Annotated in this window: 14 protein-coding genes; 4 read left to right on the top strand and 10 right to left on the bottom strand. The window is 60.3% G+C overall.

Annotated features, from left to right (window positions below):
• Positions 1-14 precede the first annotated feature (14 nt).
• The 6 genes from sufB to ACWFVE_RS05880 all read right to left on the bottom strand — a co-directional run bounded on the left by sufB (position 15) and on the right by ACWFVE_RS05880 (position 4,153).
• Positions 15-1,457: a Fe-S cluster assembly protein SufB gene (gene sufB / locus ACWFVE_RS05905; protein ID WP_447528350.1), complete on the bottom strand. Its 1,443-nt coding sequence runs from the start codon at positions 1,455-1,457 to the stop codon at positions 15-17.
• Positions 1,458-1,528: 71 nt separating this feature from the next.
• On the bottom strand, positions 1,529-1,993 hold the full coding sequence (locus ACWFVE_RS05900; RefSeq protein WP_447528349.1) for an SUF system Fe-S cluster assembly regulator: 465 nt from the start codon (positions 1,991-1,993) through the stop codon (positions 1,529-1,531).
• Positions 1,994-2,207: 214 nt separating this feature from the next.
• A complete protein-coding gene (locus ACWFVE_RS05895; protein ID WP_447528348.1) occupies positions 2,208-2,546 on the bottom strand; it encodes a zinc ribbon domain-containing protein YjdM in 339 nt (112 codons plus the stop codon).
• A 75-nt stretch (positions 2,547-2,621) separates the two neighbouring features.
• Entirely contained in the window at positions 2,622-3,095 is a 474-nt protein-coding gene (locus ACWFVE_RS05890; protein WP_447528347.1) for a YbhB/YbcL family Raf kinase inhibitor-like protein, read from the bottom strand.
• A gap of 73 nt (positions 3,096-3,168) precedes the next feature.
• On the bottom strand, positions 3,169-3,708 hold the full coding sequence (locus tag ACWFVE_RS05885) for a hypothetical protein (protein WP_447528346.1): 540 nt from the start codon (positions 3,706-3,708) through the stop codon (positions 3,169-3,171).
• Positions 3,709-3,781: 73 nt separating this feature from the next.
• On the bottom strand, positions 3,782-4,153 hold the full coding sequence (locus ACWFVE_RS05880) for a thiol-disulfide oxidoreductase DCC family protein (protein WP_447528345.1): 372 nt from the start codon (positions 4,151-4,153) through the stop codon (positions 3,782-3,784).
• 72 nt (positions 4,154-4,225) lie between these two features.
• On the opposite strand from ACWFVE_RS05880, the gene ACWFVE_RS05875 reads away from it, so the two are divergent.
• The gene (locus ACWFVE_RS05875) at positions 4,226-4,687 is read left to right on the top strand and encodes a flavodoxin family protein (RefSeq protein WP_447528344.1); all 462 of its coding nucleotides are present in this window, start codon (positions 4,226-4,228) and stop codon (positions 4,685-4,687) included.
• A 179-nt stretch (positions 4,688-4,866) separates the two neighbouring features.
• Here the strand turns inward: ACWFVE_RS05875 and fadA are convergent, their stop codons facing one another.
• Together fadA and fadB are read right to left on the bottom strand one after the other, a co-directional pair.
• On the bottom strand, positions 4,867-6,045 hold the full coding sequence (gene fadA, locus ACWFVE_RS05870; protein WP_447528343.1) for an acetyl-CoA C-acyltransferase FadA: 1,179 nt from the start codon (positions 6,043-6,045) through the stop codon (positions 4,867-4,869).
• Positions 6,046-6,069: 24 nt separating this feature from the next.
• Positions 6,070-8,241, bottom strand: a complete 2,172-nt coding sequence (fadB, locus tag ACWFVE_RS05865) for a fatty acid oxidation complex subunit alpha FadB (RefSeq protein ID WP_447530503.1) — start codon at positions 8,239-8,241, stop codon at positions 6,070-6,072.
• Positions 8,242-8,512: 271 nt separating this feature from the next.
• Here fadB and ACWFVE_RS05860 point away from each other — a divergent pair, with 271 nt between their 5' ends.
• The gene (locus ACWFVE_RS05860; protein WP_447528342.1) at positions 8,513-9,664 is read left to right on the top strand and encodes a DUF5924 family protein; all 1,152 of its coding nucleotides are present in this window, start codon (positions 8,513-8,515) and stop codon (positions 9,662-9,664) included.
• 73 nt (positions 9,665-9,737) lie between these two features.
• Positions 9,738-10,190 carry a transcriptional regulator SlyA gene (slyA, locus tag ACWFVE_RS05855; RefSeq protein ID WP_447528341.1) on the top strand — a complete coding sequence of 151 codons (453 nt, stop codon included), beginning with the start codon at positions 9,738-9,740 and terminating at the stop codon, positions 10,188-10,190.
• Positions 10,191-10,260: 70 nt separating this feature from the next.
• On the opposite strand, the gene ACWFVE_RS05850 is transcribed toward slyA, so the two are convergent.
• Complete coding sequence (locus ACWFVE_RS05850; RefSeq protein ID WP_447528340.1) at positions 10,261-10,779, bottom strand: preprotein translocase subunit YajC; 519 nt, start codon at positions 10,777-10,779, stop codon at positions 10,261-10,263.
• A 152-nt stretch (positions 10,780-10,931) separates the two neighbouring features.
• On the opposite strand from ACWFVE_RS05850, the gene ACWFVE_RS05845 reads away from it, so the two are divergent.
• Positions 10,932-11,384, top strand: a complete 453-nt coding sequence (locus ACWFVE_RS05845) for a universal stress protein (protein ID WP_447528339.1) — start codon at positions 10,932-10,934, stop codon at positions 11,382-11,384.
• A 44-nt stretch (positions 11,385-11,428) separates the two neighbouring features.
• Here the strand turns inward: ACWFVE_RS05845 and ACWFVE_RS05840 are convergent, their stop codons facing one another.
• On the bottom strand, positions 11,429-13,345 hold the full coding sequence (locus tag ACWFVE_RS05840; RefSeq protein ID WP_447528338.1) for an ATP-binding cassette domain-containing protein: 1,917 nt from the start codon (positions 13,343-13,345) through the stop codon (positions 11,429-11,431).
• Between the last annotated feature and the right edge of the window lie 5 nt (positions 13,346-13,350).

Raw genomic sequence — 13,350 nt, 5'->3', positions numbered from 1 at the left:
GGTGGCGCAGGCGTTTAGCCGACCGCGCCTTCCAGGGTCACGTTCAAAAGCGCTTCGGCTTCGACGGCGAACTCCATGGGGAGCTCCTGGAAAACGTCCTTGCAGAAACCGTTGACGATCATGCTGACCGCGTCTTCTTCGCTGATGCCCCGGCTCTGGCAGTAGAACAGCTGATCTTCGCCGATCTTGGAGGTCGTCGCCTCGTGCTCGATCTTGGCGGTGCTGTTGCCGATTTCCTGGTACGGGAAGGTATGCGCGCCGCAGGTATCGCCGATCAAGAGCGAATCGCACTGGGTAAAGTTACGCGCGCCCTTCGCTCTAGGTCCGATCTTCACAAGGCCACGGTAGGACTGATCGCTGCGCCCGGCGGAGATACCCTTGGCGACGATATAGGAGCGCGTGCCCTCGCCGACGTGGATCATTTTGGTGCCGGTGTCCGCCTGCTGGCGTCCGTTGGTCACGGCGACAGAATAGAACTCGCCGATACTGTCCTTGCCGCGCAGTACACAGGAGGGGTACTTCCAGGTGATCGCCGAACCGGTTTCGACCTGGGTCCAGCTGATGCGCGCACGGTCGCCGCGACACTCGCCCCGCTTGGTGACGAAGTTGTAGATACCGCCCTTGCCGTTCTCGTCGCCCGGGTACCAGTTCTGCACCGTCGAGTATTTGATGTAGGCGTCATCGAGGGCCACTAGCTCGACCACCGCGGCGTGGAGCTGGTTCTCGTCGCGCATCGGCGCGGTGCAGCCTTCGAGATAAGAAACCTCGGCGCGGCTTTCGCAAACGATCAGCGTACGCTCGAACTGGCCGGTATTGGCCGCGTTGATGCGGAAATAGGTGGAGAGCTCCATCGGGCAGGTCACGCCTTCCGGTACGAATACGAAGGAGCCGTCGGTGAACACCGCCGAGTTGAGCGCGGCGAAGTAGTTGTCCGCCTTCGGCACCACGGTGCCCAGGTACTGCTTGATCAGTTCCGGGTAGTCGCGAATCGCCTCGGAAATCGAGCAGAAAATCACGCCCGCCTCGGCCAGCTCCTTTTTGAAGGTCGTGGCCACCGACACCGAGTCGAACACCGCATCGACGGCGACACCGGCAAGGGCGGCGCGCTCGTGGAGCGGGATACCCAGCTTTTCGTAGGTTTCCAAAAGCTTGGGGTCGACTTCGTCAAGGCTCTGCGGCATGTCTTCCGGGCGCTTGGGCGCGCTGAAGTAGGAGATTTCCTGGTAGTCGATCGGCGGGTAGTCCAGATGCGCCCAGGAGGGCTCTTCCATTTTGAGCCACTGGCGATAGGCGTCCAAACGCCACTCGAGCATCCACTCCGGCTCGCCCTTCTTCTTGGAGATAAAGGCGATGGTGTTTTCGTCCAGGCCAGGTGGCAGCGTATCGCTTTCGATGTCGGTGACAAAGCCGTCCTTGTATTCACGACGAACCAATTGTTCCATTTCTTCGGTAGCCATGGTCGTACCCTCCAGGCAATTGGGTGGCGAGCCTGCTCGCCGTCCATAAAGTGAGCGCCTTTGCGAGCCTGCTAAGCAGACGCCGCCGACAGGCTGATCGTTTGAATCGGTAGCTGTATAGGCAGCTTGATCGGCGTAGTGTCCGCCAGGTGCGAAAGCGTGACGCTTTCCAATAGGGTGCGCAGCGCCATGGAAACGCGCTGCCAGTTGTCGGCGACGCCGCAGGTGGCGGCCAGCTCACACTCACCTTCGGCGTGGCTGCATTCGGTCATCGCCACCGGCCCTTCTATCGCGGTGATGATATCCGCCACAGTGATTTTCGATGCGGGCCGCGCCAGCTGGTAACCGCCCTGGGCGCCACGCTGCGAGGTCAAAAGACCCGCCTTGACCAGCATCTTGAGCGTCTTGCTGACCGTTGGATGGGGCAAATTGACGACCTGAGCCAGATCCGCGCCTGCGTGGGGCACTTCGGGGTAGCGGGCAATTTGCGCCATGACCACCGCCGCGTAGTCGGTTAGCCGAGAAAGCTTGAGCATGGGGACTCCCGGTGGGTGTCGCTTTCAATTGAGGACCATTTTAGTCCTGTATGAAAATGATGTGAAGCCCCGGATACCATGATTGATCAAAAAGCGCTATTTCTTTGCATGATCGACGCTTTTTGAATCATAAAAGCCAATCATTCTCATTTATATATACTATTGGACGGCCACGAAAAAGCCCGCCGGGTTAGCGGCGGGCTTCAAGGTGCGATCAGGCTTTTTTGACGAACTGCGACTTCAGCTTCATGGGACCGATACCGTCGACCTTGCAATCGATATCGTGGTCGCCGTCGACCAAACGGATGTTTTTCACTCGGGTACCGACCTTGACCACCGTCGAGCTGCCCTTGACCTTCAAGTCCTTGATGACCGTGACGGTGTCGCCATCGACCAGCGGATTACCGTTGGCGTCGCGAATGACGTTTTCGGCCTCCGCGGCTACCTCGCCCTCTTTTGACCATTCGTTGCCGCACTCGGGGCAGACGAACTGTAGGCCATCATCGTAGGTGAAAGCGGAATTACAGGCGGGACAGCTGGGCAGATCACTCATCGAAGGCTCCATCGCGGACAAATAAAGCGATGGAGCCTACACCGATTGGGCGATTTTCACCAGCCTTAAGCAGGCTTAGCGCTGATAGGTACCCACCAAGCGGTTCATGCCTAGAAGGTGCGGCTCGACTTCCTTGAGAAGCTCACCCATTGTCAGGCCTTCTGGCAGCGACGTTTGACGATCCAGCGCCAGCACCCAGTAGTAGTAAAGGTGCTTGCCGTGATTTTCCGGCGGCATGGGGCCCGCATAGCCGGGCTTGTCGAAGTCGTTGTTACCGAAGGTTCCCACCGTGGCATCTTCCGAGAGCTCGGTTATATCGTCAGGCAGGTTATAGATCAGCCAATGGACGAACCCGTAGGCACCGTTTTTGACCAGCGGCGCGTCCGGGTCGTGACAGATCACCGCGTACCCGCGGGTGCCTTCCGGTGCATCCTGCCAGGCGAGCGGCGGCGAGAGGTCGTCGCCTTCACCGGTATACTGCGCGGGAACCGGTTGATGGTCGGCAAATGCGGAACTGGTTACTTTCATCGAAGAGAGTGCAAACGCCATGATCGGCTCCTTCGTTGCAACTATGACTGAGAATGACGGCCCGGCGGCAAACGTATTCGCCGGCTACCGGTTTTTAATAGGGTTCGAGCGCGCTGGGGTGGCGCTGCTGCCACTGGCGGGCCTTGGCCACGTTCTCGGCGTTGGTTTGCGGATTCAACGCGCCGGTAAGCTCGATATAATCGCCCTGGGTTCGGGTCGTTATCAGCGGGTCCTGGGTGGCCAATTCGAGAGCGTAAAGCGCCAGCATCAGCTCGAACGCATCGTTTGTATCCAACCGGGCAAGCAGCAGCGGTACGGCGGGCAGGCCGATCTCGCCAAGCTGCTCGGCGGCGACGTAGCGTACACCGTTGGCGCCGGGTGCGACAAACCGCTGATCGGCAAGGCGGCTAACGTAATAGGCGGCTTTCTCTTCGGGGCTTGTGATCAGCGGGGGCGTCCAGTAGACATCCGTCGTGCCATAGCGGGGCGCGGCAACGTAGGCCGGTGTTGCCGGCGTGGCCTCCGGCTCGCTTTGCGGTGGCGCGGCGGGTGGTGGGGTTCGCCCCGCGCAGCCAGCGATGAGTAACGTTAGTGCCACCACGCCCGGTAAAGCCCAACAGTTTCCCTTGTTCATCACGATTCCCTATGCCGTTATCCGTTGGGCGACCGCTCTAAATCGGCCGCCTTCACTTGCCGCACGCCAGCTGCTAAGACCAGCGCCCCTGACGCTTCAACCGCTTCTCGACCCAGTAGTCGTAGTAGCGGCGCAGGCCCTGCTTGATGCCGGGCAGGCCAATAATATACGCCCCGGGCGAGAGCCAGGGAATACGTTTCATGAGCAGCCGGTAAGCGTCGATGCCTTCGATGATGCGCCCATCCTCGAGTTCTATATGCAGCGAACGAAGCGCGGTGTCGCGGGCGATGCCGTGCTTTGCCAGCGTCTGCTCGTATTCGGCGACGTCACACCAGACGACATCGCGCCCGCGCTTCCCGGCGAGGTGCTCGAACCGGCGCCGCTCCCGGCGACAAAGGGGGCATTGGCCGTCGTAATAGACGTTGATCTTGCGGGCAGAGGACATATAGGCTCTCTTGAGTGACTGCCCTAAGTGTGGCATGTCCCCCGGCACACGCAATACTAAAGGTCCATGCCGATGAAGCGTTTACTGATCGTCGCCCACGCGCCCTCCCCCAATACCCAAGCCCTTCTTGATGCGGCGGCTAAAGGCGCCCGCGATAGCGCCATCGACGCGGTGGAGTGCGTAGTGAAATCGCCCTTCGAGGCCGGCGCCGACGACGTCAACGCCTGCGACGCCATCCTTCTGGGCACCCCGGAAAACCTGGGCTACATGAGCGGCGCGTTAAAGGATTTTTTCGACCGCAGCTACTACGGTGTAAGCGATGACAAACGCGGCCTGCCCTGCGCACTCTACGTACGCGCGGGCCTCGACGGCACGGGCACCCGTCGAGCGGTCGAAAGTATCTGCAAGGGGCTGGGATGGCGTTTTGCCCAGCAACCACTAGTGCTCAAGGGCGAATGGCGGGAAGATTTTATCGAGCAAACCCGGGAGCTCGGTCTTTATATGGCCGCGGGGCTGGATAACGGGCTTTTTTAGCTAGCGCTGCGGTATCGGGCACCCCTGCGCGGGTCGCTGTAAATACCTCCCTGTACGCTACTTTCGCCATCCCTGGCGAAAAATCCCCGCTTCGGGGTGCCCGATACCGCTCACCGCCGGACTCAAACCCGACAAAAAAACGGCACCCTACTGGGTGCCGTTTTCGATTGCTTGAGCGCTTACTTGAGTCGTTCGAACACGGTCGCCACACCCTGACCCATGCCGATACACATGGTGGCCAGACCCAGCGTCGTGTCTTGCTGGCGCATAACGTTCAAAAGCGTGGTGCAGATGCGCGATCCGGAGCAGCCCAGCGGGTGGCCCAAGGCGATCGCGCCGCCGTTCAGGTTGACCTTCTTGTCCAGGTCGTCCAAAAAGCCCAGATCCTTCAACACTGGAATGCCTTGGGCGGCAAACGCCTCGTTGAGCTCCACGGTTTCGATGTCACTGGCGGAAAGCCCTGCCGCTTTCAGCGCCTTTTTGGACGCCGGCACCGGGCCGTAGCCCATGATGGACGCATCACAGCCCGCCACACCGGTGGAAAGCACTCGGGCGATCGGCTCGAGGCCCAGCGCCTGAGCGCGCTCGTAGCTCATTACCGCCATGGCAGAAGCGCCCACCGACAGCGCCGAGGACGTACCGGCAGTGACGGTGCCGTTGCGCGGATCGAACACCGGCTTGAGTCCGGCCATCGACTCCATGCTCGCGTCGCCGCGCACGACTTCGTCGTGTTTGAAGTTAACCAGCCAACCTTCGCTGTCGTGGCCTTCGACGCCGATGATTTCGTTATCGAAATAGCCGTTCTCATTGGCGGCCTTGGCGCGTTGGTGCGAGCGCACGCCGAAGGCGTCCTGCTCTTCGCGGGTGACGCCGTGCATCTTGCCCAAAAGCTCGGCGGTCAGGCCCATCATCATGGCGGCTTTGGCGGCGTACTTGCTGGCCGCCGGGTTGACGTCGACGCCGTGGGCCATGGGTACGTGCTCCATGTGCTCCACGCCACCGATGATGTACATATCGCCCATGTTGGCCTTGATATTGGCCGCGGCGATATGCAGCGCAGTCATCGACGAGCCGCACAGACGGTTGACGGTCTGCGCCGGCACGGTACGCGGGATACCGGTCATGATCGCCGCGTTACGCGCAATGTTCATCGACTGCTCGAGGGTCTGGTTGACGCAACCCCAGATCACGTCGTCGACCTCAGAAGGATCCATGCTGGGGTGTCGCTCGAACAACGCCTGCATCACCGCCGCAGAAAGGTTCTCGGCGCGGACGTTGCGAAAAGCGCCGTTCTTGGCCTTGGCCATGGCAGTACGAACACCGTCGACCACCACGATATCTCTCGGATTCAAACTCATTACAATGCTCCTGTACGCGGTGACTTAGGCCTTGCCCTGATAGAAAAACTCGCCGTTTTGCGCCATCTGCTTGAGCTTTTCGGTCGGCGCGTAAAGCGGGCCGAGCTCGGCTGCGAGCTCTTCGGCCTGGGCGACGAATTTGTCCACGCCCATAGCGTCGATGTAGCGCAGTGCTCCACCGCGGAAGGGAGGGAAGCCGATGCCGTAGATCAGCGCCATGTCCGCCTCGGCGGGCGAGTCGACGATGCCGTCTTCCAGGCAGCGCACGGTTTCAAGGCAAAGCGGCGTCATCATGCGCGCGATGATGTCGTCATCGGAGAACTCTTTTTGCTCGCCGGCTACTTCCTTGATCAAGGCGTAGGCCTGATCGTCGCTGACCTTCTTGGGCTTGCCCTTTTTGTCTTCCTCGTAGGCGTAGAAGCCCTTGTCGTTTTTCTGGCCCAGGCGATCGTTTTCATACATCACCTGAATCGCGGTCTTGCCTTCGCGGGCCATGCGGTCCGGGAAGCCTTCCGCCATGACTTCGTTGGCGTGCACCGCGGTGTCCATGCCGACCACATCCAGCAGGTACGCAGGCCCCATCGGCCAGCCAAACTTCTCCATGACCTTGTCGACGTGCTGGAAGTCCGCGCCCTGCTCGACCAAAAAGCTGAAACCGCCGAAGTAGGGAAAGAGCACGCGGTTGACCAAAAAGCCGGGGCAATCGTTGACCACGATCGGCGTTTTGCCCATGGCGCGGGCATAGGCCACGGTGGCGGCGACCGCTTCATCCGAGGTTTTCTCACCGCGAATGACTTCGACCAGGGGCATACGATGCACCGGGTTGAAAAAGTGCATGCCGCAGAAGTTTTGCGGGCGTTGCAGGTTCTGCGCCAAGCGGTTGATGGAGATCGTCGAGGTGTTCGAGGTCAAAATGGTGTTCTCACCGACGCTCTTTTCGACCTCGGTCAGCACGCCTTCTTTCACCTTCGGGTTCTCGACCACCGCCTCGACGACGAGATCGACGTTCTCGAAATCACCATAGGAGAGCGTGGGGCGAATGTTGGTGAGCTTCTCGGCCATCTCTTCGGTGGTGAACTTTTTACGCTCGACCTGCTTGCCGAAAAGCTTGCGCGCCTCTTTCAAACCAAGCTCGATCGCTTCCGGCTTGATGTCTTTCATGATGATCGGCGTGCCCTTGGAGGCGCTCTGGTAGGCGATGCCGCCGCCCATGATGCCTGCCCCCAGCACCGCAGTCTGCTTGACCGGCGGGGCCTTCTTCTCGTACTGACCGGCCTTTTTCTTGACGACCTGGTCGTTCAGGAACAGCCCCACCAGGTTGAACGCCACCGGACTCATGGCGAGCTTGCCAAACGCCTTGGCTTCGATGGCCTGGGCACGGTCGCGCTCTTCACCGGCGCCTTTCTGGATCACCTTGATGGCCTCGATCGGCGCGGGATAGTGCGGGCCTGCCTTGCCGGCCACATAACCCTTGGCGGTCTCGAACGCCATCATCTGCTCGATGGCGTTGAGCTTAAGCGGGCCTTTTTTCTCGTCGCGGCGGCTTTGATAATCGAGCTCGCCGGTGCTGGCGCGATCGAGCACATCCAGCGCTGCAGCGTCGAGCTGATCGTGGGCGACTACGGCATCGACGGCACCCATTTTGAGTGCGGCCTCGGGGCGGTTTTCGGTGCCGCCGGCGATCCACTCGATGGCGTTATCCGCGCCGATGATGCGCGGTAGGCGCACACAGCCACCCCAACCCGGCAAAATGCCTAGCTTGGTTTCGGGAAGCCCCATCTTGCCCTTCTCACTCATGACGCGAAAATCGCAGGTCAGGAGCACTTCGCACCCGCCGCCCAGCGCCAGACCGTTAATCGCGGCCACGGTGGGAAACGGCAGGTCTTCGATGGCGTTGAAAATCGTGTGAACCTTCTGGTTCATCTCGACCAGATACTCTTCGCCCTTATCGAACAGCGAATGGAACTCGGTGATATCCGCCCCGACGATGAAGACGTCCTTGGCGCTTTTGATCATCAACCCTTTCAAGCCGGTTTCGGACTCGATCGCGTTGACCGCCTCACCCAGTTGTGCAATGACGGCGCTCGAAAGCTTGTTGATGGACTCATCTTTCAAATCGAAAGTGAGCACTGCGATGCTATTGCCACCTTGGGTGTCACGACGCTCCACCGTGATGGCGTTGCCTTGATAGATCATCCGCGCTATCTCCACAGGTACGGGCTCTACAGATTCGGGCAGGCTACCCCGCGGGCGGCCTGCCGCGTATTTCATACGGTCGTTTGATCGCTTAAGCTTGGTTGAGTTGCCATGTAACGTCAAGCCTTCCAAAGGCGGGTATTACGCTGTGACTACGCTAATAAAGCGATGTTCAAGAGTCCGGCCCTTGCAGCGCAAGGGCCAGCGAAGCGCTATCGACTTTCGTTGCAAACCCGGAGATTATAGACGTTTACCATTTGAGTTGACCTCCATGGGCACTTTTTTAACCCCCTCCCGCATGGCCTCCTTACAAAGGCGCGCTGAGCGTATAGTTGTGCTCGTCAAGCCCTGGACGTTTCTCTGGCCGCCGATTGCTTTTGCCGCGGGTCTTGGCAGTTTCTTTCTGGTGGACCGTCAGCAGTGGCTAGGCGCGGCACTGGCGCTTGGACTTTTGTTCGCCTGGGCACTGATGCTCTCGGAAAGCGTGCTTTCCCGCGTGCTGAGAAAGCGCGGCCAGGAAGGGCTGCCGCGAATGGTGACCACCTTCATTGCTCAGATGATTCACCAGGAAACGCTTTTTTTCACCCTGCCCTTCATTTTGATTACCACGGTGTGGAACAGCGGCCAAATGCTGTTTGCGCTGCTGGTCGTGGCGATGGCAATTCTCTCGATCGTCGACCCGCTCTACTACAAGTTAGCCGGGCACTCGCGAAGTCTCTACTTTCTATTCCACGCCCAGTGCGTTTTTCTGGTCGTGCTGGTCATACTGCCGATCATGCTGCACCTGACCACCGGGCAAAGCCTGGTGCTCGCCCTGGGGTTGACCGTGCTGATCGCGCTGCCAAGCTTTTGGCATCTGGTGAAAAAACGCTCGCTTCTGCGCTGGTGCCTGTTTTTAGCGCTGCTGCTGACGCTGGCCTTTGCCGGCTGGCTGGGCCGGGTGTGGGTACCGCCGGCCACGCTTTGGATGACCAGCAGCGCGCTCTCGCCCGATTTCGATATCCAGCACCGAAGCCCTTTGGGGGAGATGGCGCTAACGCCCGAGGCCCTGGCCGGTAACGGGCTCTACGTTTACACCGCCATTCGCGCCCCTCGGGGGTTGAGCGAAACCATTCACCACGTCTGGCATCACAACGGCCAGCAAATGGATAGCGTCGAGCTCGATATCAGCGGCGGGCGCGAGCAAGGGTACCGGGCCTGGAGCCACAAGCTCAACTTCCCCGCCGAGCCCACCGGCAACTGGCGAATCGATATCATGACCGCGGGCGGCCAGCGATTGGGATTGATCCGCTTCGTGGTGGCCGAAGAACCCGACCAGGCGAGTCTGGCCGACGGTCAAATACGTGCAAGCGGGCTAAGCCGGTTGAATTTAGGGCGTTTTATCCCCGGGCGTAGCGAAAGCCCAGAGGACGAGGCGGAGTAGTATGGCGCCAGGTGCTTGCATTCAGCGTTCCAGGTTATGACAATTTACTTAACACACTTATGGGCAGCGACTTATGGCTTCATCAATTGGTTTTCGAATTGCGCGTTTACCGCACCTATGGCGCTCTATTCTGGATCGAAGACTGGCGCCGCTTGGCCTGACCCAGACCCGCTGGGTCACCCTTTATCACTTGTGGCGCCTGGGCGAAGGCCACCCCCAGTGCGATCTGGCCAAGGTCATCGGGGTCGAGGCGCCGTCGCTGGTGCGTACCCTGGGGCAGTTGGAATCCCAGGGGCTGATCGAGCGCCGCGCCTGCGATAACGACCGACGCAGCAAGCGCATCTACCTGACGCCAGAGGCGATGCCGCTGCTCGAGAAAATCGATAACGTTGCCAAACAGGCGCGGGAAGAGATTTTCGAAGGCTTGAGCGACGAGGAAGTCGAAAAGCTCAATGAGGGGCTGGCGATCATCGAGGCCAACGCGCTGGCCATACAGGCCCGGGACCAGGAAGGCCCCGGGGTGTAGAGGCGGGGCTTAAAGACAGAGAGCTTAAAGACGGGGCTTAAAGACGGAGCTTAAAGACAGAGCTAACGACCTAGCGGCCGTGGCTCGATAAAGCCAAATGGTCGGCCTGGCCGCCAAGCGAGTGAGTGATCGCCCTGAACGCCGTCAGATAGCTTTCAAAACGCGCGGCGTCCTGAGACTCCCACCACCAGAGCGTGAGCGTCTGCGCGTTGGACTCGATCACCAAAGCGTCCTTGGGCAGACGCTCCAGCAACGCTTTTAGCGCGGCCTCGGCCTCTTCGGGTAGCGGCCTAAGAGGCGCGATGCGCCAGCGCCAGCCGGCGTGAAACGTGTCCAGTGCTTCGCTTGCATGGCTTTCCCGCAGCAACACGAAATCCGGGCCCGGCGCGTTTTGCGCGTAGGCCCAGCGATAAGCGGGCATGGTGCCTTTGAAACCGTGCAGCGGTGGGGACGCCATTTTAACGCCCACTTTCTGCTGGCGGGCGTAGGCCCTTAGTTTGACCTGGCGTTTTTGACGCGGGCTGGGCTTTAGCCACATGACCGGCGAGACAATAAACATCAAAACCGCCACCACGATTAACCATGCCATTCGGCCATTCTCCTGCAAACGCTTTAACCCGGCGTCGCTGTGTGCGTTAAAAAAACCTTGATTCAGGTCGTTGTTAAGCCTTGGCGCAGCGCTTAAAGTAAACATTACCCAACAAAGGTGCCCTTTGTTGCTTATTGCGAAGGAGATGGGCCATGAGCTATCACCATATTCTGGTCGCGGTCGATTTGACCAAGGATTCCCACAAGGTGCTCGAGCGCGCGATTGCCGTATCTCAGCGTAACGAGCAAGCGAAAATCTCGATCATGCACACCCTGGAGCCACTGGGGTTCGCCTATGGCGGCGATATTCCCATGGATCTCACCAGCATTCAGGATCAACTGGACGATCACGCCAAAAAGCGTCTCTCCGAGATCGCGATGCCCCACGTCCAGCCGGAAGACCAGCACGTGGTCGTGGGTATGCCGGATACGGAAATTCACCGCTTCGCGGGCGAGCACGGTGTCGATTTGATCGTCGTGGGCTCCCATGGGCGCCACGGTTTTGCCCTGCTGCTCGGTTCCACCTCGACCGGGGTACTGCACGGTGCGCCCTGCGACGTACTCGCAGTTCGCGTAGGCCACAAAGGCGAACAGACCGACGAGTAAGCGATCGGGCGCCCTTTCGGGCGCCCTGCCTTCGCCTGGACTTCCTAGCCGTTGGCCATCGCCTCGAGTTCCATCCAGCGTTCCATGGCACTTTCCAGGCGCGCCTGAACGCCCTCCATTTCCTGGAGTTTCGCGGTCACCTCGGTAGCGGGCTTTTGATAAAACCCAGGATCTCCCACGGTTTGCTCCAGCGCCGCCACCTCGCTTTCCAGCTTTTCGATCTCGCCAGGTAGGCTATCCAGCTCGCGCTGTAGCTTGTAAGAGAGCTTGGCCTGCTTTTTGGGAGGCTCGCTTTTTGGCTTTTCGCTGTCTTTTGGCGCCTCATTGCTGGTCGGCTCGGTATGCTGACGCGCCGCGCCCTCCCAAGGCGCCGGGGGAAGCTTTCCGCCCTGGCGAATCCAGTCGGTATAACCCCCCACGTATTCCCGTACCACGCCCTCGCCCTCGAAGGCGAACATGCTGGTCACCACGTGATCCATAAAGGTTCGGTCGTGGGAAACCAGCAGGAGCGTACCGTCGAAATCGAGCAGCAGCTCTTCCAAAAGCTCCAGGGTTTCCATATCCAGGTCGTTGGTCGGCTCATCGAGCACCAGCACGTTGGCCGGCTGGGTGAAGAGCTTGGCCAGCAGCAGCCGGTTGGACTCACCGCCGGAAAGCGCCTTCACTGGCTGGCGCACCCGGTCCGGAGTGAACAGGAAATCCTGCAGGTAGCTCATCACGTGGCGGTCGCGCCCGCCAACGCTGACCCGGTCGCTGCCCTGGGCCACGTTGTCGTAAACGGTTTTTTCGAGCTCGAGTCCGGCACGCAGCTGATCGAAGTAGGCAACTTTCAGGTTGGTGCCCAGTTGAACGCTGCCCTCGGTCGGCTCGAGTTCGCCCAACAGGATTTTCAACAGTGTCGTCTTGCCCGCGCCGTTGCGGCCCAAAAAGCCGATGCGATCGCCGCGCATGATCTCGAGGTTCAGGTCATCGAGAATGGTGTCGGCACCAAAGCGTTGGGTCACGCCCTTGAGTTCGACCACTCGCTTGCCGGTACGCTCGCCGCTATCGACGGTCAGGTTCGCGCTGCCCTGGCGCTCGCGACGCTGGCTGCGTTCGTTGCGCATGGCTTCCAACGCGCGCACGCGACCTTCGTTACGGGTACGCCGCGCCTTGATGCCCTGGCGAATCCAGGTCTCTTCCTGGGCGAGCTTTTTATCGAACTCGGCGTTTTCCCGCGCCTCGACTTCGAGCTCGTGCTGTTTGCGCGCCTGATACTCTTCGTACTTGCCCGGGTAGCGGCCAAGCTTGCCCCGGTCGAGCTCCAGAATATGGGTCGCCAGTTTGGACAAGAACGCACGGTCGTGGGTAATCAGCAACACGGCGCCGTTGAAGGCGAGGAGCTGCTCCTCGAGCCAGGCAATGGTGTCCAGGTCCAGGTGGTTGGTGGGCTCGTCCAAAAGCAGTAGATCCGGCTCGGAGACCAGCGCCCGGGCCAGCGCCACACGCCGGCGCCAACCGCCGGAGAGCGCGTTCATCTCCGCCTCCGGCGGTAGCCCCAGGCGGGTGAGCACTACATCGATGCGCTGGTGAAACGACCAACCGTCGATTTCCTCGATGCGCGTTTGCAGCCTGGCCATCCGGTTCATATCCGGGTCAGGGGCGTTGATGAGCTGATGATACTCAGAGAGCAGCTCGCCCGCCTCGGGCAAGCCCATGGCCACCACATCGAAAATCGTCATGCCGGAAGACTCCGGCAGCTCCTGGGCGAGCACGCCCACTTTCAAGCCTGGGGCGCGCCAAACCGTCCCGTCATCCGCCTGGATATCGCCGGCCACCAGCTTTAAAAGCGTCGACTTACCGGTGCCGTTGCGACCCACCAGTGCCAGCCGCTCGCCCTTCTCTACCGTAAGCTCGGCGCGGTCCAGCAGGGTTTGTGTGCCATAGGCCAGTTGCAGCTGTTCAAGTCGTAACAGGGTCACGCAGT

It is taken from the genome of Vreelandella mediterranea (assembly GCF_970647075.1).
The sequence above is the reverse complement of the archived record's forward strand: the minus strand, read 5'-3'. Positions and strand labels throughout refer to the sequence as shown.

Excerpts from the sequence above, each read along its gene's own strand:
- sufB (WP_447528350.1), bottom strand. The coding sequence starts at position 1,457 with ATGGCTACCGAAGAAATGGAACAATTGGTTCGTCGTGAATACAAGGAC.
- ACWFVE_RS05900 (WP_447528349.1), bottom strand. The coding sequence starts at position 1,993 with ATGCTCAAGCTTTCTCGGCTAACCGACTACGCGGCGGTGGTCATGGCG.
- ACWFVE_RS05895 (WP_447528348.1), bottom strand. The coding sequence starts at position 2,546 with ATGAGTGATCTGCCCAGCTGTCCCGCCTGTAATTCCGCTTTCACCTAC.
- ACWFVE_RS05890 (WP_447528347.1), bottom strand. The coding sequence starts at position 3,095 with ATGGCGTTTGCACTCTCTTCGATGAAAGTAACCAGTTCCGCATTTGCC.
- ACWFVE_RS05885 (WP_447528346.1), bottom strand. The coding sequence starts at position 3,708 with ATGAACAAGGGAAACTGTTGGGCTTTACCGGGCGTGGTGGCACTAACG.
- ACWFVE_RS05880 (WP_447528345.1), bottom strand. The coding sequence starts at position 4,153 with ATGTCCTCTGCCCGCAAGATCAACGTCTATTACGACGGCCAATGCCCC.
- ACWFVE_RS05875 (WP_447528344.1), top strand. The coding sequence starts at position 4,226 with ATGAAGCGTTTACTGATCGTCGCCCACGCGCCCTCCCCCAATACCCAA.
- fadA (WP_447528343.1), bottom strand. The coding sequence starts at position 6,045 with ATGAGTTTGAATCCGAGAGATATCGTGGTGGTCGACGGTGTTCGTACT.
- fadB (WP_447530503.1), bottom strand. The coding sequence starts at position 8,241 with ATGATCTATCAAGGCAACGCCATCACGGTGGAGCGTCGTGACACCCAA.
- ACWFVE_RS05860 (WP_447528342.1), top strand. The coding sequence starts at position 8,513 with ATGGGCACTTTTTTAACCCCCTCCCGCATGGCCTCCTTACAAAGGCGC.
- slyA (WP_447528341.1), top strand. The coding sequence starts at position 9,738 with ATGGCTTCATCAATTGGTTTTCGAATTGCGCGTTTACCGCACCTATGG.
- ACWFVE_RS05850 (WP_447528340.1), bottom strand. The coding sequence starts at position 10,779 with ATGGCATGGTTAATCGTGGTGGCGGTTTTGATGTTTATTGTCTCGCCG.
- ACWFVE_RS05845 (WP_447528339.1), top strand. The coding sequence starts at position 10,932 with ATGAGCTATCACCATATTCTGGTCGCGGTCGATTTGACCAAGGATTCC.